The 17,585-nt window shown below is 49.4% G+C and carries 16 protein-coding genes; 7 read left to right on the top strand and 9 right to left on the bottom strand.

Annotated features, from left to right (window positions below; all coding sequences use genetic code 11):
- The 5 genes from E3J62_08600 to E3J62_08580 form a co-directional block, all read right to left on the bottom strand.
- Positions 1–464 (bottom strand): hypothetical protein (locus tag E3J62_08600; GenBank protein TET45159.1); only part of this gene is annotated, 464 nt, incomplete at its 3' end.
- A gap of 66 nt (positions 465–530) precedes the next feature.
- Positions 531–1,088 carry a periplasmic heavy metal sensor gene (locus tag E3J62_08595; protein TET45158.1) on the bottom strand — a complete coding sequence of 186 codons (558 nt, stop codon included), beginning with the start codon at positions 1,086–1,088 and terminating at the stop codon, positions 531–533.
- On the bottom strand, positions 1,085–1,564 hold the full coding sequence (locus E3J62_08590) for a hypothetical protein (protein ID TET45157.1): 480 nt from the start codon (positions 1,562–1,564) through the stop codon (positions 1,085–1,087). Before E3J62_08590 ends, E3J62_08595 begins: the two co-directional genes overlap by 4 nt.
- 48 nt (positions 1,565–1,612) lie before the next feature.
- Positions 1,613–2,185 (bottom strand): RNA polymerase sigma-70 factor, encoded by a 573-nt coding sequence (locus tag E3J62_08585; GenBank protein ID TET45156.1) that lies wholly within the window; start codon positions 2,183–2,185, stop codon positions 1,613–1,615.
- Positions 2,186–2,415: 230 nt separating this feature from the next.
- The gene (locus E3J62_08580) at positions 2,416–3,186 is read right to left on the bottom strand and encodes a class I SAM-dependent methyltransferase (GenBank protein ID TET45155.1); all 771 of its coding nucleotides are present in this window, start codon (positions 3,184–3,186) and stop codon (positions 2,416–2,418) included.
- Between the two features lie 261 nt (positions 3,187–3,447).
- Between E3J62_08580 and E3J62_08575 the strand changes: the two genes are divergently transcribed.
- Together E3J62_08575 and E3J62_08570 are read left to right on the top strand one after the other, a co-directional pair.
- Positions 3,448–3,789 (top strand): DUF3795 domain-containing protein, encoded by a 342-nt coding sequence (locus tag E3J62_08575; GenBank protein TET45154.1) that lies wholly within the window; start codon positions 3,448–3,450, stop codon positions 3,787–3,789.
- A gap of 17 nt (positions 3,790–3,806) precedes the next feature.
- Positions 3,807–4,226 (top strand): general stress protein 26, encoded by a 420-nt coding sequence (locus E3J62_08570; GenBank protein ID TET45153.1) that lies wholly within the window; start codon positions 3,807–3,809, stop codon positions 4,224–4,226.
- A 54-nt stretch (positions 4,227–4,280) separates the two neighbouring features.
- On the opposite strand, the gene E3J62_08565 is transcribed toward E3J62_08570, so the two are convergent.
- The 3 genes from E3J62_08565 to E3J62_08555 form a co-directional block, all read right to left on the bottom strand.
- Complete coding sequence (locus tag E3J62_08565; GenBank protein ID TET45152.1) at positions 4,281–5,336, bottom strand: T9SS type A sorting domain-containing protein; 1,056 nt, start codon at positions 5,334–5,336, stop codon at positions 4,281–4,283.
- A gap of 412 nt (positions 5,337–5,748) precedes the next feature.
- On the bottom strand, positions 5,749–6,051 hold the full coding sequence (locus E3J62_08560; protein ID TET45151.1) for a 4Fe-4S dicluster domain-containing protein: 303 nt from the start codon (positions 6,049–6,051) through the stop codon (positions 5,749–5,751).
- A 14-nt stretch (positions 6,052–6,065) separates the two neighbouring features.
- Positions 6,066–7,097 carry an acetyl-CoA synthase subunit gamma gene (locus tag E3J62_08555; GenBank protein ID TET45150.1) on the bottom strand — a complete coding sequence of 344 codons (1,032 nt, stop codon included), beginning with the start codon at positions 7,095–7,097 and terminating at the stop codon, positions 6,066–6,068.
- A 191-nt stretch (positions 7,098–7,288) separates the two neighbouring features.
- On the opposite strand from E3J62_08555, the gene E3J62_08550 reads away from it, so the two are divergent.
- The 5 genes from E3J62_08550 (at position 7,289) to E3J62_08530 (ending at position 16,784) form a co-directional block, all read left to right on the top strand.
- On the top strand, positions 7,289–8,290 hold the full coding sequence (locus tag E3J62_08550; GenBank protein TET45149.1) for a DUF3795 domain-containing protein: 1,002 nt from the start codon (positions 7,289–7,291) through the stop codon (positions 8,288–8,290).
- A 324-nt stretch (positions 8,291–8,614) separates the two neighbouring features.
- Positions 8,615–9,349, top strand: coding sequence for a sigma-70 family RNA polymerase sigma factor (locus tag E3J62_08545; GenBank protein ID TET45148.1), 735 nt, complete (start codon positions 8,615–8,617; stop codon positions 9,347–9,349).
- Between the two features lie 65 nt (positions 9,350–9,414).
- Positions 9,415–10,146 carry a zf-HC2 domain-containing protein gene (locus E3J62_08540; GenBank protein ID TET45147.1) on the top strand — a complete coding sequence of 244 codons (732 nt, stop codon included), beginning with the start codon at positions 9,415–9,417 and terminating at the stop codon, positions 10,144–10,146.
- Between the two features lie 73 nt (positions 10,147–10,219).
- Positions 10,220–13,270, top strand: coding sequence for a CHAT domain-containing protein (locus tag E3J62_08535; GenBank protein ID TET45146.1), 3,051 nt, complete (start codon positions 10,220–10,222; stop codon positions 13,268–13,270).
- 271 nt (positions 13,271–13,541) lie between these two features.
- Positions 13,542–16,784, top strand: coding sequence for a T9SS type A sorting domain-containing protein (locus E3J62_08530; protein TET45145.1), 3,243 nt, complete (start codon positions 13,542–13,544; stop codon positions 16,782–16,784).
- A 177-nt stretch (positions 16,785–16,961) separates the two neighbouring features.
- On the opposite strand, the gene E3J62_08525 is transcribed toward E3J62_08530, so the two are convergent.
- A complete protein-coding gene (locus tag E3J62_08525) occupies positions 16,962–17,384 on the bottom strand; it encodes a hypothetical protein (GenBank protein TET45144.1) in 423 nt (140 codons plus the stop codon).
- Between the last annotated feature and the right edge of the window lie 201 nt (positions 17,385–17,585).

Raw genomic sequence — 17,585 nt, 5'->3', positions numbered from 1 at the left:
GTCAGCTTCTCCATCACTCTTTTCCGAATGCGATCTTTGATATGCTTCCTGGGCGACTCAATACCGTAACCCTTGAGCATCCCGCCTATTGCCGCCCCAATTTCCTTGCGATTGGCTCCATCCTTTCGCATCTCCTTCGTCTTCTCTTGAACAGCTCTCCTCTGTTCTTCAGTCAGCTTCTCCATGAGCATTCTTCGACCGCGTCCTTGGACTCGCCTCTCAGGCCGCTCAATACCGTAACCTTTGAGCACCTTACCCACTGCTGCCCGAATCTCCTCACGACTGGCGCCCTGACTCCTCATCTCCTTGATTTTCTCCTCGACAGTTTCTCTCTGCTCTTCAGTCAGGCAGGACAGAAAGCCTCTACCGCGATCTTGCTCAGACGCAGGTGTCGCCACGCTGACCAGAACGCCAACGAACATCGTCAACGTCAGAATCACGATTATCCTCAACAGCCTTTTCATCTCGCTACCTCCTCTTCAAATTGTTGGCCACAAGTTCCTGATTACACACCGAGACTGTGGAATTCACTATCTATCGTCTCGTCGCATTTTGCCACCTTCTCTTCCACGTCCGCGACGGTCTTCCATCCTCCGCTCAGGACGCCCTTCCCGAGAACCAGGGCGCATACGTAATCTTCGTTCATAGAGCTCGAGAAATTGCTCCCTTTGTTCTGGCGTGAGTATCTTACTTATGTCGCGTAATTTCTCGAAAGCCAGAACCTCGAGTTCTGTCTGCAATGTGGCAATTTCTTCGAATAGAGCATCCGCTTTTACCCTATCGAGTTCAGGCTCCCCCAGTAACCCAGTCAACTCCTTCCGTTTCTCAGACAACTTTCCCCGCAAGGAGGCCATTTTCGACCTCATTTCTTCCCGCCCTGCATCCATCGCCTTTATCTGTTCCTCAGTAAGATTCAGTCTGTGTCCCAAACGACTTGCTCTCCAGTCTGGTCCTTCCCCCATCCCCCTCGGAGGAATACCTCTTTTGGAGCCTCCCTCATTCCACCAGTAGAAACCAAAAGTCAACACAGCCGCCAAATTTATCACGACTGACACGATGAGAACGACAACAAGAATCTTCAGGATCATTCTCCACCTCCAGATAAGAGATCGTCATATGCGCTCCCCAGGGAGCCGTCTGACAAGTCAGCAAGTGAAGCAGCCCCGAAGAGATCGGCAAGTTCTGAATCCAACGTCGAAACGTTTTCTACTCTCAATTGATAGATCCCTCTCCCCAGATGGCTTCCGAACAGGATGGATAAGAGAACAACTGCCGTGGCGGCTGCCGGGACAGCAGCACGCCCTACCCATTCCACAAATGGCAAGCGAATAACACGCCTTGATTCCTCTTCAGCGATCTTCTGCTTCAGGCGAACAATGAAATAGGGCGAGGCTTGCATCTCTTCCATAAGATCAAGAGAACCCAACACATAAGACAGCCCCTCCAACTCCCTTTGACAGACCTCACACTGTTTCAAGTGGTCTGAGATGGTATTTCTTTCTTTTTCAGATACTTCGCCGTCGAGAAATGCAGAAAGTCTTCTTTTTACCTGTGAACATTCCATCTTTCTTCTCCTACTCGTTTAGACCGTAATCCTCCAGAAAACTTGCGCTCAAATTTCGCCTTTTTTCTTGAGTGGAAGCAATTTCTTCTTGAGTGAACCTCTGGCCCTGAAAATCAAAGATTCAACCGTTGACAGCGATACTCCCATGATCTGGGCTATCTCTTTGTAGGACTTGCCTTCAAACCCGGATAATATCAGGGCAATTCTCTGCCTCCTGGGCAGCTCATCTATTGCCATCCTGACGATTTCCGCTTCTTTCCTTCGCTCAATTTCGGCTTCCGGGGTTATGGAAGCCCGGTCTTTGTTTATTGTCTCATCCAGAGTTTCAGGCTTTTCTTTGTGTTTCTTCCTGTAGCCCAAGCATTGATTGACAACTATTCTATAAAGCCAAGTCGAAAACCTGGATCTTCCTTTGAAGTCACTGGCATGGCGCCATACCTTCAAAAAAACTTCCTGAGCAATGTCTTCCGCCTCAACGCGGTAACCAACATAGCGATAGATTGTGTTTAGAACAGAGTGCTCGTATTTCTCCACTAGCTGCTCAAAGGCCTTCTCATTGCCTTCTGCCACGCTTCTGACCACTTCTGCGTCTGAATCTTCAGAGTTTCGAATGTCTACCATTTCCTGACCATCATCTCATTCCCGGCAAATATAGCACCTGGTTCACATCATGTGAACCACGAAGTAAGACATCCGCAATATCCAGAAAGTTCCAATTCTGACGAAGGCAGCAGACAGAAAACACTCAACACTATCCCGTCCACTGCATAATCAAGAGAGATCACCTGCTGGGATTTTTCCCAGATCGTCTTAGCACTGAATTGCTGAATTCGCCGTGCGAACCCAAATCCCTATCTCTTGCTAGCCACAAAGATCTGCTCTCCTGAATAGTAATCGTAGGGTGACTTATCAAAATCACCGAAAACGTCTTCTATCTCGAACCCATGCTTCTCCAGCAAGAGTTCAGCCTCGTATCTGAAAAGGTACGAGAGTTCAAAAGACCATATCTTGCGACGGAAGACACCATCTTTGTCTGTCCATTCGTAGAACCAATCTTCTTTGAGAGTCTGGTTCGCCAGATCGTACTCAACCTCAGCTCGTCTGGTGATAACGATATCCTCTTTTTTGTCATGCACTTTCCCAAGATAGTGGCTCATTTTCTCTTTGGTGAGGTAGTCGTGCTTCGGGGCGAAGAGGTCAACTATGAAAATGCCGTCCTGACTCAGATGTTTTCCCACACAGTCGAGACACGCCCCTTGTTCTTCTTTGGTTAACAGGCTCTGGAACGACCGGGCAGCGATGAAGATAAAGGAGAACTTCTCTTCAAGCTCAAAATTCTGCATATCTCCGTGAATCAGTTTGATGTTTTTCTTTGTCCTCTTATCCAGCCCGTTAACTTTTTTCTCTGCAACCGTGAGCATCTCTTTTGAGACATCGACACCCCAAACCTTTATTCCTGCCTCTGCCATCGGAATGAGAATTCGCCCCGTACCACAGCCGAGTTCAAGTGTAACTCCCTTTGTCTTTTTCGCGTAATCAATGTAGAAAGGAATATCTCTTTTCAGCTCCTCAGTCTCAAGGTCGTAGAACCCTGCTACTTCATCAAATACTGCTTTTTGCATGATAACCTCTCTCTTGACGGGCAGTCGAAATTGTATGTAATGCGACTTGTCGTGTCAAAGAAAAAACTCCTGAAAGGACACCGGGGAAAACCCGACAGCCAGGGACCTCAGATCAAAAGCCTCGTTCTCGATAGTACAAAACCGTTGACATACCCATATATATGGATAAAATCGAGCAGTCAGCTACTGATGTGGACTAGCCAGGCAATTCTGCCAGGAAGGAGGCAAAGTCCAACACAGCCAGGAACGGAGTTAGAAGTCATGGAAAAAATGATTGGTATTTGTGGGATAACTTGCACCGATTGTCCCGCGTACATTGCCACACAAAAGGACGACGCTGAAGAGAGGAAAAAGGTTGCTGAGCTCTGGTCTACAGACGAGTATCAGCTCAAGCCAGAAGACATCAACTGTCACGGCTGTTTCTCGGATAAGAATGAAGTAATCAGTTTCGCCCATGACTGCGAAGTGAGAAAGTGTGGACTTGAGAAAAATCTGAAGAGCTGTGCTCACTGTGACGAGTATTTCTGCGAAAAACTCCACAAAATAATTGGAAAGGTCCCAGAGGCAAAAGCTACTCTCGAAGAGATGAGAAAGAGTATCTGAACAAACCGAGGATGGTCATGAAGAAAGAAGAAGCTATCGAGCAAGGATTGGCGCTGGTGAATAGATCAACAATTGCAATGTTGGGGACCATTGATGCTGAAGGCTACCCTAACATTAGAGCGTTGATAAAGGTAGAGAATGAGGATCTAAGAAGAATTTGGTTCAGCACAAACACGTCATCAAGAAAGGTCCCGCAACTCAAGAACAACCCGAAAACATGCGTCTACTTCGTTGATTTCGACGAATGGATGGGATTGACGCTAGTTGGAAAGATGGAGATACTTCAGGATTCTGAAGCAAGACAACGAATATGGCACGAGGGTGATGAGAAGTATTATCCTTTAGGTGTGAACGACCCCGACTTCTCCGTATTGCGTTTCACAGCGCAGTGGGGAAGATTATACCACGCCCTGACTCACACAACCTTTGAACTCTAGCAGGCCTACCACAGCCCAGGGAAACCGGCCAGGCTCATGGACCCGAGCTAAGGCTCATCGGAGTAGGACCAGTTTTCGGGTTGATATGAACTCCCCGGCTTTCAGGCGATATAAGTACACTCCAGAAGGGACAGGGGATCCGGTCTCATCCCTTGCATCCCATCTGGCAATTCTGATTCCCGCCTCCTCCTCTTTATCCACAAGCGTGCGCACAAGCCGTCCGGACACATCATATATCCTCAGACTCACATCCCTCCTTGTCGGAATCTCATAGCGTATCATAGTCTGTCCGAAGAATGGGTTGGGTCTGTTCTGCAGCAAAGCGGGAGTTCTGGGTCCACGGCCTCCTGGAGACAACTCCTCGGCAACACCCGTAACATACCCGCAGATACCCCGAATCATGAAGTCTCCATCGAACCAGGGATCAAACTGCCATTCCAGTCCATCGAACCAGTAGTTACAGCTATCGAGAAAGAAATCAAGACCGTTCACATAGTAAGGGGCTCCGTGGAGGTCGAGCCAGCCGATATAGATGTCTTCCCCAAGGGGAATGAAGATCGAACTGTCAAGATCCACGCGGAACCAGTTGTCGTAGATCGGTCTCACTGTTCCGGAATCCAACAAGGTTGACGGGAGCCCCCCAGGACCGTCGTCATCCCAGACTCCCCACGTCAGGCGCGGATATTCCAGATCAGGGTCAGAAGACCAGTATATTAGCGCGGTTAGCGAACAGGAACCTGGAGGGGTAAGTCGCACCGCCTCATTCCACTCTTCGACACCATTGTAGTCCACGCCAGCAAGCACGCCATCATCGCAGGCCATGGTCTCTGGTTGAGGGGAAAAGAGAAGCGGCGAGGTCCCATCCTTCTTTCTCGCCTGAAGTCTTTTCTCTGGTGTGGTTCCCGCCGGGATTTTTCCAGTGGGCTTTTCGGAACTAAAAACTCCTTCGGCCAGAACCCTTGCCCCTTCGAGCCCAAGTTCAAGAGCTGTGGATTTCGTCTTCGAGACCGCTAAACAATTGGACTTCTGGGCAGATGATTGCCCAGCGGCAAGTGCGAGGAATCCGATGGCTGTTGTCAGAAGCACGAATCTGAAGAAATACCTGTTCATATGCCCTCCTTTGTCTCGGGTCTTCTATTCATGTCCCAGAGACCTTTTCGGTCACTCTTTTCCGCTCAAACATATCAGTAGAAGATCGGAAAATCAACAGGAATCCACGCTATCAACGCTATCAAGAGCCGGGGACAGGCATGGACTTTTGGACTTTTGAAGCCCTGCCAAACAGACTTAAATCTTGGTTTTGCAAAGGGATACGCGGAAACACGTGGGTCAGTGCCCTCTGCCATGCGCACCCGGTAACAAGCCTCACATTCGAAATTTGTGATTTAGGTTGAGGAGAATACCTGACTGCGCCGGGTAGTAACCCCTTACATTCGAAATTTATGGTTAAGGAAAAATGCCCCACCGCGCCTGGAAGGGAGAATCTTGGAGGGGAACCTATTCAGGAGTCAGACTACAAGTCTCAATTGCAGCAAGATTTCTTGGATTCGCCAGAGCAATCACAGGTCGGCTCTGTACGTCTGACTGCCCCAATGATAATCGCGGTGGCACAACCAACTCCTGACTTGACTTCAATTGCTTCCGCCGCACAATTAAGCGCACAGGCCCCACATTCTATACATGCGTCCTTGTCCACAATGATCGCCTTTCCATCCATCTCAAAAACGGCGTGTGGACAGACTATCGCGCATAAACCGCATCCTGTGCACCTATCTGCATCTAATTTCAACGTAACCACATTACTGAGATATCTTAGTGCACGCATTCTGTCTCCTCGTTTTAGCCAAATCTGCTGGCTATCCAGAGCGCTAATCCCGCGACGGCAAAGGTTAATTGCCGCGGAACTGCGACACGCATCTCTTTTTTCACGCCGGAGAGTGACGTATATGTCGAAGAACCTGTGAAATTCATTACTATGAACGAAGATATTACAGGTATCAAAAACATCCAGCCTATTATTTCGATTGGACTTCTTCCTACAAGTTTACCAAGAAACAGAACAATAAACAAGGCGAACCCAAGAAAGAAGCCTTTCAACGAGAAACCACGGCCAGGGAGCCACGGAAGGAGCAAGGGGCCTAGCACAGTTCCGGCCAGGTACGCAAACAGCAGGTTCAGGGCCGAACGGCCTCCAGCACTCAGTGCCATATTTCCCGAGTACCCATTTCCGCTCAAACCTGACAGGAGAAAAAAGACAACCGCACCCAGAACCAGATAGCGTAACGAGTTCACCACCTCGGTTGGAACTAAGACAGCTCTATCATAGAGCGCAAATCTGACCTGTCGCATCTCCTGAGTCGCTTTCATTCCAGCTTCAAGAAAAGACTGTATGTCCCAGGCACGAACAGGTCCATAAATCGGAGAGAACCCGGAGAGCTTTTTCACTTTGTGCGCTGCCACCCCGGAGGCCCCAAGCTGAGGCATGATAAGTTTCCGATGACTGACTATTTTCCTGAGCTCGGTAGCCTCGATGCGGCTGACTATCTCAGAGGTCCCAAAGGTTCCCTTCCCAGCAGCACACCATACGTTGATACCCCTTGTATCCAGGACCATTATCCACGCGTCAAGCCCTTTCAATGCCTGGCGTAGTATATCAAAACTCAACTTGTAGTTTGCCGACACAAAAACAAGGGAATCCTTGTCTGGATTACCAATGGCATAGACACCCGGCTCCATTTTGTAGTTCATACGCCTAATCGCGCACCTCACCCTGAAGGTACCCCATTTATCAGCTCTGCTGAGATCAGCAGACACTCTGGGCACCTCCCCTGCCTCTGTGTCTACCCAGTCGATGATGTAATGTTTCTTCATATCCGATCTTCTCTGCATGCCTACGCGTAGGATTATACCAACAACAACAGTATACAGTCCACAACTTCGATCGTCAAACCCGGGTTCGAACCTCACGCGCCTGGTGCCGGTCGTGACCCTCAGAATACTCGAAGGGCCTACCACATTTTCCTTGCAAGTTTCTTCTTTTTGGGAACAATCTGAATGAACTAATGGGGGGACACAAAATGAAAGATCCTATCGGCAAATGCGGTTTCAACTGCAGCCGCTGCGGTTCCTATAAGGAAAACCTTAAGACCAACGAGGATAGACAGCGGATCAGTGATGGATGGCATAAATATTTCGGCTTTCGGATGGATCCCCAGACACTTCTCCGGTGCGACGGCTGCCAGGTGCCCCAGGAAGAGAAGCCGATACGCTACATCAATTGCAGGATACGAAGGTGCGCAGTCTACAATGGCGTCAAAACCTGTGCACACTGCTCTGCCTATGCGTGTGAGGAAGTGAACGTGAATTCCTCCGGTCATACTCGGGAGAAGGTTGAGGCTCGACTGGGGAATCCAATGCCAGAAGAAGAATACCTCACATTCGTAGAACCCTACCAAGGGGTGAAGCATCTGGAGGAAATACGCGCCTCCCTTGCCCCGGAAGACATAGTTGAGATGACCAAAGTTGCTCTAAGGCCCAGGATTGTGGATTTCCCTGAAAATCTCCCCTTTTCCAGGAAAGAGACGTCTGCCTTTGAGGCCCTTCATCGGACCATAACCAGGGTAGAATCTGCCGATGGCATCTCATATGCCCGAAGAGAAGTGCTCAAGAAAAGGAGACGGCATTTGCTTAAGGTGTTGTGGGCGGCCGGACTCCACGGCGAACTGAAGAAGAAACGCGGTCTACACCTTGAAATTGACAGTGAGACTTATTTGGCCGAGAAGATTCAGTCGAGCTATTCGAAGGCGAAGGACTACTTCAAGGCGCTGGAGAAGTACGGTGTCCACTGTGAACATGTTCCACTGAAGAAAAAGGGATGGTTGACTCCGGAAGGGTCGCTGAGAAAAGGAAATTGGTACATGAAGATGTCCTTCGGGGACGATGCTGGGGGCCCGGGCACATTAAGAGCACTACAGAAATACACCACCAAATTGAGCAAGAACCACGGGAAAAACGCATTCCGCTACTTCTCAAAGGCGGATATGCTCATTCTACGTAAGGGGTAATGCCCGTCCCTGGGTGTGACATTTTTTCCGGGCCCTATCAGCTTGAATGCAAAAGCACCCTCGCAGATTCGCTCATTTGCACGCTTGCACATGTGTACATATGCGCACGTACGCGAATGTGCGTATGATAATTCCAGCTGCTATGGTGCCAAGATGGTGTTGGCACCGATCTCCCTTGGTGCGATGTATGCCGACAAGACCGGGGCCTACCGTCTCGGGAAGGAGATCTCCGATCTGAGCTCTAAGTTTTCAGATGCTTTGGCGCTGTCGGGAATTGTGTTGTCTCCACTGCCTACATGACTTATACTCTTTTCGGTGTAAACAGTGAAAATCATGGCTTCCTCTAACATAGCCCAATTCCCCAGAGAACTTATCGAGCTTGAAGAACGACACAAGGATTTGTCTTTTCTTGATGTCCGAAACATACTTCTGAAAGATGAACCAAGTGGTTGGTCTATTTTTGTCGACAAGTATTCTCGATTTGTATACACGGTGGCGTTGAAGTTGATTGGACCAACGAGTGATGCAGAAGAGTTAGCACATGAAATCTATTATGAGGTCTTCGAAAAGTTGCATGAAAACGATTTCAGAATAATAAAGGGATTTAAAGGAAAAGCAGAGTTTCAAACCTACCTATTTCGAATTGTGCAAACCATTAAATCAAAGGTACTTCGAAACTTGAAAAAGCACCACGAAAAGCTAGATTTCGTGGATTTTACCGACCAAGCATTCAGTAAGATTGCCAGCCACGAAGAATGGTCGAGAGCGGTTGATTGGAGTTTCATCAGTGTGGAAGAAATTAGAAAGCCCGTGTTAGATACGGTTGGCGAACTCAATGCACGCGAAAGATTGATGCTGAGATTGCGATTCCAAAAGGGGCTGAAGCTGAGAGAAATAGCTGATCTGATGAATCTCCCTGATACAAACAAGGCTGCATACGAGCTGAGGAAGATACTGGATAAGTTCAAGTTTCTCAACAGGTTGTGTGCTCAGCATCAATGGGATGACAGACAATTTGCGATCATAATCGAGCTCTTTGAACAGACAATATTCGAGTAGCTGAGGCCCAGATAATTTTGAAAAAATTCATGCTGAGCTGTCTAATATGACTGGGAGGAATCAATATGAAAAGCACAAAGCACTCAGATTGCCTATCAGATGAGATACTATGTGGGTATCTCGACGGGTCAGTCTCCGGCAGGGAAAGAAAGAGAGTTGAACAGCACCTTGGTGTATGTGATCGATGTCTTAGCGTTGTTACCAACATGGTGCGTGAAATGGCCACAATTACAGGGCTTGAGCTCCTGGAAGCTGGCAGACATCACGAAGAACGGGTCAAAGACTTGGTCAGCCATACGCAGCCTCTCGAGGCAAGAGTGTCCATTAATGTACTTGAAAGAATAAGACAGCTTGTCTCATTCAAGGTACCGAGCCTCGTTCTTAATTACCGATTCGCGACTGCTACCCTGATTGTATTCTTGGTAGCTGCAACTTCCCTCATCCTGTATGACCAATACAATAAACCTTGGCTACCATCCACGCCAGCAACAAGGAGTCCAGAAGAGAGGTTGAGGCACCCAAGACTGAACAGTCCCATTGGCAAGATTAAGAAGACAAAAACGATCACATTTCGTTGGGAATCGAGTAAGGAAATCGACCACTACGAACTCATTGTCTTCGACTTAGATTCAGGTACTACATTCTTGAAAAAGTCGACAAAAGATGCACAGTTTGAACTCAAAGATAAGGTGGATGAACTGGAACCAGGTAAACAATACCACTGGCTGGTAAGATACCACTTCACAGACGGGAACGTCGAAACAACGAGATCAGCAGAATTGCAGGTCAAGGAATAACGAACTGAAAATGGTTCTTGAAGAATACTAAGAGGCTCCGAAAGGCCAGAAAGGTAGCAGAAGGCAGAAGGCGATGAGAAAATCTTCAATTCTCAACTTATCGGTGGCTATTTTGCTAGCCCATGTCATTGTGTTTCCCGCAGTTCTACTCGCTGGCCCTGGCACGGAATCGGGGTTCCATGATGAACTCTACACAGAGGCAAAAGAGCTAATTGACAGGGGCGATACCACCAGATTGATCGAACTCATCAGCGAGAATCAGCATTCCATCTACCGATTGGCTCTCGAACTTGTTGAGTCCGGAATCGAAGAAGAATTAATAGGTGAACTGCAACTCGGCCGCCAGCAAGTCGAGCTGTCATTGCGCCTGGCCAAAATGTATTCAAAGGTTTTCGACGATGAACGGCTGCAAAATTTGTGTCAGAAGTACAGTCGGTGGTCTGCGAAGAAGAAAGCAAATAAACTGAAGGCTGACTCACTGGTGGCCCAAGCAGTTAATCTCTACTGGAAGAGTGAGTACGAGGACGCTCTGAGCACATGTTGGAAGGCTCTGGGCATACATACTGAGCTGGGCGATCGTAAGGGAATGGCTGCTGATTTAGGATTGGCGGGACTGGTGCACACGTACCTCGGGCAGTACCGGAGCGCCTTGGAGCATCTTCGTCGAGCTCTTAATCTTGATCGGGGAATTGGTTACCTCAGTGGAGAAGGAAACGACCTCAACAATATCGCTATCATCTATATGTGGACAGGAGACTACGGTCAGGCCCTGGCCACCTTGGAGCGATTCCTGGAGATCACTCAGGCAACTGGTGAAAAAGCAAACGAGGCTACGGCTCTGGGCAATTTCGGTGTCATATATCAATATATCGGGCAGTACCACAGGGCACTGGATTACTACTCCCAGGCAGTGGAAATCCAGCGAACGTTAGGGCTGAAACGTCAAGAGGCGATCAATTTCAGTAACATCGGGATTGTACATTTCCATAACCTGGCACAATACTCTGACGCTATCGAATTCCTCAGTCAGGCTCTAGCCACATTTGATGGGCTTGGTGATAAATCCAGTGCGGGTAAAGCCCTTCTGGATATTGGGAGTGCATATGCAAAATCGGGTAAACATGAGAAAGGTCTTCAATACATCAAGAGGGCACTTTCTATTTTTCGAGACATAGGAAACCGATATTATGAGGCGAGTGCTCTCCTATGGGCAGGATGGACTCGCAAGTGCTTGGGGGATTTGGATTCCGCGCTCACCTCTTTTTGGGCCGCCTTCCGCATTGGTCTTGAACTTGACAGCCCTGAAATCATCTGGCAGGCACAACAGGACATCGGCGATACCTATGAAAGACAGGGGCATCTTGAGAAGGCTCTGAGGTCCTATGCCGATGCCGTGGAGACCTTAGAGGGATTACGCATTGAAATTGGTGTTGAAGAACTCAAAGCCAGTTTCATAAGTAACAAGATTGAACTCTACGAATCAGTAATCAGACTACTATATGAGCTTCACCAAAAACAGCCTTACAAGGGATATGATGCGCTGGGTTTCTCATACTCTGAACGCTGCCGGTCACGGTCGTTTCTTGACCACCTTGTTGAATCTGCCTGGAACGCCGCTCAAGAGAACGAGACAGATCTCATGACTCAGGAAAAGGAGCTAATCAAAAAGATATCAGCCTTACATTTCAGGCTTTTGCATAGAGGAAAAGAGAAGACAGAAAGAGAGAATATCAAAGGAGAATTACAAAAGGCAGAGAGTCTGCTTCAGTCTATTCGGTTAAAGAGAGGAATTAGACCTACGCTTATCAATCTAACCTCGCCAAGGCCTTTAACGCTCGAAGAAATTCAGCAAAACATCACTGATGAGGGCGATCTGATACTGGAGTACTTCCTGGGTGAGAACAGAATCTATCTGTGGGCGATATCTAAATCGGACATTCGATTTTATCAGCTGGACGATGCGAACGAAATTATGAATGCAATTCTCTTTTATCAGAGCTTCATGGACGACACCTCGAAGATGATCCCTCTGATCAAGATGGGTTTTCATCTCTATCAAAGACTTCTTGCCCGGGCAATATCTGAATCCAAAGTGAGTGGTGACTTGATTGTAATACCGGATGGTAAGCTTTTCTATCTTCCCTTTGAAGCCCTGGTAACAAAATCTCCAGGCCAGCTTGAAAAGAACCTTGAGATACCATATCTTATCCAATCCCACAATATCACTTATGCTCCTTCAGCATCTGTGCTTGTACACCTGATGAAACGCACTCAGCAAACCGTTGAAACTGCCTCATTGGACTTATTGGCTTTCGGAGATCCTATGTCAAAGGGTGAGTTTGCTCTCTCCACGGGAAGAGAACCCAGCAGGACGGATTCGGTCAGAGCCATAGAGGTCGGTCCAACCACCTACCCCTACCAGTTTCCTCGACTGAACTTTGCGCAGTGGGAAGTGGACAGGATTGGGCGGCTGTTCAAGAACAGCCGACGGCGTCTTTTTCTACGAGAAGACGCACGTGAGGATGTGTTGAAAGCAAGTGATACTATCAGTTACAAAATTATTCATTTCGCTGCACACGGCGTGCTCAACGAGATGATACCCAGCGGTTCAGGCATTTTGCTGTCTTTTGATGATGATCCCGCAGAGGATGGGTTCTTAAGTCTAAGAGAGATTGCCGATTTGTATCTTAATACAGATCTGGTTGTCCTCTCCGCGTGCGAGACAGGGTTGGGCCAATATGTGCGTGGCGAAGGTATCTTGGGGCTGTCACGTACCTTCATGTATGCGGGAGCTCCATCTGTTGTGGTCAGTTTGTGGAAGGTCAACGATCAGTCCACAGCGGAACTGATGGAAAGATTTTGTCGCCGGCTTGTTTCAGGAGAGAAAAAAAACCAAGCACTGCGGTTGGCCAAGCTGGATATGATGGCCTCAACTGATCCAGAACTTCATCACCCATTTCACTGGGCGCCATTCGTACTGATAGGAGAGAGTAAGTCACCTATACAAATTGAGGGTCCATCACCCTTCACACCTCAGGTAATATTGCTCATCCTCGGAATCACAGTCGTTTCCTCCCTCTTTGCTGGAACCGCCATCCGCCAACACCGCTCTCCAAAGCCCTAGGCGGTTACAGAAGATAACCTTGGATTTCTTGCCCTCCAGTCCACTCACTCTATCAGTGTTTTGAGGCTCTCAGGACCCTATTCCGTCTGGCTCCCCCGCCGTCGAATCTTTTCAAAAAAACCACCCTCCACTGTCTAATATAGGTGAAAGCAAAAGATGCTCTTTGGACTTTGTCAGTACCCAGAAATCGGAAAGGAGGTGTCTCGTGCGTAGTAACGGATTCAGGTGTGGTTGTTTAGGAAGCTGTGAAACCCAGAATCAAGGAGGATCGATGAGAACCCAAGCTTCTGTTGCAAAAGTATGGAGGGCTTTCAAGGCTCTTCCATTTGACCGTCTCAATGTGAGGCGAAATCGAGATGAGGCAAAGATGAGAACGTTCAGTCTTTTGGTGGGTCGCATGCAGCAGGAGGTGATTCAGATGAGATGGATGTTTGTCGTGATCGTTCTGCTCGCTGTTCCCTTTATGTCATTTGCCCAGGATGACGCCGGCCAACCCTACCCCTGCGAGGAGGACCTGATCGAGGTGATGTTCGCATGGGATTCAGAGGTGCGGCTCCGCAGCGGGGCACTTGCCGATCTGACAACTAACGCTCTGGTGGGAGTGGACGAAGTCCTCCAGAAGCTTGCCTGGTTTGAGTGGTACAGAATCGCTGATGTCCCAGAGGAACAGCTGGACGAAATCCAGTTTCGTGGTGAAGCGAATACGGGCAAGCCTGTATACAACCTGAACAATATCTATCGCCTGCGTATCCCGAAGGCGCTGGACGTCTGGGCAATCAGCAAAGACCTTGAGGCACTCGACGGCATAATGCTTGCCCGACCCGTACCTAAGCCAACACCTCCTCCCTTGCCGCCTGACTACGAACCACAGCAAGGCTACCTGGATCCTGCCAGTTCCACGCCGACAGGAATTGATGCGGAATATGCCTGGACACAACCCGGCGGAGATGGGACGGGGGTCACCGTCTGTGATCTGGAATACAGCTGGAAGTACAACCACACAGACATACCCAAAGCCCTTAACTCCCAGATTAATTCGAACGTATTCGATCCCTTCAGTGACGACAACCACGGCACGGCGGTCATTGGAGAATTGGTCTCCGATACAAGTGGTAGTTGGGGGACCACAGGCATCTGCTATGGGGCGTCCTTGAAGACTTGTGGAACCAATTATGGTAGCCCCACTCCAACCTGGAATGTTCCGGGTGCTATGACTGTGGCAATTGCCAACTTGACTGCGGGTGATGTGATCCTCCTGGAGCAACAGTGGGACTATACCGGCTCCTGGGGCTTCGTTCCCATCGAGTGGTGGCTCAATTATAGCCCAAGTCCTCAATCGTACAACGGAGTCTATGCGGCCATTGTCAATGCTGTCTCGAACGGTATTCATGTAGTCGAGGCAGGCGGGAATGGCAATATCGATACTGATCTCCTCACCTGGTACGGGAACTCAGGGGCCATAATCGTGGGTGCTGGAGGAGCATACACTGGAGGGTTCTATCCGGAAGGAGACCTTGAGAGGCTCTCCTTTTCCAGCTACGGCTCCCGGTTCGACCTTCAGGGCTGGGGTGAGGACGTGGTCACCACCGGGTACGGTGATCTCTATAGCGCCGAAGGCGACACCCTCTGGTACACCAATAGTTTTTCCGGCACGTCCAGCGCCTCCCCCATCGTTGCAGGGGCCGTCGCCTGCTGCGTGGGCTACTGGACTGCAAATATCTCCTCGACGCCTCCGTCACCAGCCTATGTCCGGACCCTTCTGACAAACACTGGCACCCCTCAGATCTTTCCACCCTCGGGAAGTATTGGGCCCCGACCGGATCTCGCGGCAGCGTTTGCAGCCATGCCCCCTCCATCGCTTACAGTGACCAATACCAACGATACCGGAACAGGAAGCTTAAGGTGGGCTATTACCCAGGCAAATACCAGACCCGGACTCGACACCATTGACTTCAACATCACGGGTCCTGGACCTCATACCATTCAGCCTCCTACTCCTCTTCCCTCAATCACAGATATGTCTGGCGTTCTCATCGACGGCTACACCGAGCAAGGGTCTCAGCCAAACACCCAACCCCGGGGGTCTCCGACTGACGCGATCTTGATGATTCAGATAGACGGCTCCAACACCTCTCTCGCAAACGGATTCCACATCCCCTCCAACAACAACACTCTTCGAGGACTGGTAATAAACAGGTTCTACAATGGGGTGGTCATCGACGGTGGGATGAACAACCATGTGACCGGCTGTTATATTGGAACAGATAGTATGGGCTATTCCGAATTCGGAGATGTCAACCAGACAGGTGTGTGGGTACGAAATGGTGCTGCAAGCAACGTGATTGGCGGACCCAATCTTGACGACCGAAACCTCATTTCAGGATGGGATTTTGGCCAGGTGGACATAGTGGGCCTGGGCTCAGACAACAACACTGTTGAGGGCAACTACATAGGGACGGAGAAGGATGGGATGGCTGCCATTGGAGGGGTTGGGACAACGGGGAACGGAGTCTCCATCTTCGAGGACCTCGGTGCCAGTCCTATGTACAGTGTGGTTACCGATAATGTGATCTCAGGGAATCCCTGGATGGGGATTGAGATAGCAGGTCCTGGTCCAGGTTTCAATACAGTTGTCAACAACTATATCGGACTCGATGCAACAGGTGCAGGAGCACTTGGAAATGGCTGGCACGGAGTCTATCTCCTTGACAACACCCAGAACAACACCATTGGCCCCGACAACATCATCGCCTTCAACGACTCGGCTGGAGTCTGTGTGTTCCATGAGCCCACCGATTTCAACACCATCACCCAGAACTCCATCTATGACAATGGTGAGCTGGGGATAGACCTCGCTGATGATAGTGTAACCACCAACGATCCAGGAGACCTCGATATGGGACCGAATCAAGAGCTCAACTTCCCGGTGATAACAGCGGCTTTTTACAATCCATCTTCCGGCACTGCAAGTGTTGCCGGGGCCATTGACATCGACACAAATCCTGCCCAAGCAATTGTCGAGGTCTTCCTGGCCGACCCTGACCCAACAAGCTATGGAGAGGGGCGAGTCTACCTTGGCTCCGCAACGCCTGATGGAGCAGGGAATTGGAATGCTGTCGTGACAGGGGTTTCGGCTGGTGAGTGGCTGACCGCCACAACAACGGATGTGAATGGAAACACTTCAGAGTTCAGTGCAACCATAGCAGTAGTAGCTGTTGGTGTAGAGGAGACATCGGATATTGGACTCCCCAAGACGTTTCCTCTGACGCAGAACCATCCCAACCCGTTCAATTCAATAACAGATATCAAGTATGGTCTGCCCAACGACAGCTACGTCAAGCTCGATATTTTCAATGTATCGGGACAGAAGGTTGCCACTCTGGTAGATGAGAAGCAATCGCCTGGATACAAGGCTGTCAGGTGGAATGCAAGCTCATTTGCCGCCGGTGTCTACTTCTATCGCTTAGATACAGGCGACTACACAGCGACCCAGAAGATGATACTCATGCGGTAGTGGTAGCAAGAGTAGAGGGGTCAGGTGCTATCCTGGCCCCTCAAAATTATCCCAGCAAGACCTCACCCTTCGACCACTCTCCTACATTTACACACTTGCATACTTACGCATTCACGCATTTCCGGGAATGTGCAAGTGGCAATTCCTCCCTCGATAACATGCTGTCGCGCACGCGGGTCAGGGGCGACGGCTGAAAGCCTTTGCCAATATTGCAATGGCGATGGCAATCAGCACCAGCGGCCAGAACCAGCCCCAATCACCCAAGCCTATGGCCAGAAGGATGCATCCGAATATCACACCCACAAGTACCTCCTTACGGTACTCCGGTATGACAAGACGGATCGCTGTCCCAAGCAGCACAATTGCCCCAGCTCCAGTGAAGAAAACAGCCCAACCGTTCCACCAGCTGAACTTCGCCCCGAAACCCGTGGTTCCAGCAAGTATTACCAGAGCAGCCCAGATAAAAATTGCGGCCCATCCTACAGCGTCCAGTCGGTCTTTCCGCCAGCAAGTTTCCCACCGTTCTTTCGACCACCCTCTATGCAATTCTTCACAATCTCCAGTTTTGTATTCCTCTGGTTCCTCATGTGGTTGTTCCATAGACCCTCCCTTCAACCTGTTTTGCTCTCCAAATGGCACTCCTCAATCTTCCGATGACAAAACGTAGCTGAGCATCTCCTTGGCGCCAACTCCATAGATCTTGTAGCCTGTCGCATAGCTACCACTGATCCCCAACGGGACGTACCACACCATTCCGCTCGTCTCACTGGACCATTATCAGGAATCCTACCCTCTCACCCT

The organism is candidate division TA06 bacterium (assembly GCA_004376575.1).
In the GTDB taxonomy this organism is placed as follows: Bacteria; Hydrothermota; DG-26; order E44-bin18; family E44-bin18; genus E44-bin18.
Note: the sequence above shows the minus strand (reverse complement) of the source record. Positions and strands in the feature narration are given on the sequence as shown.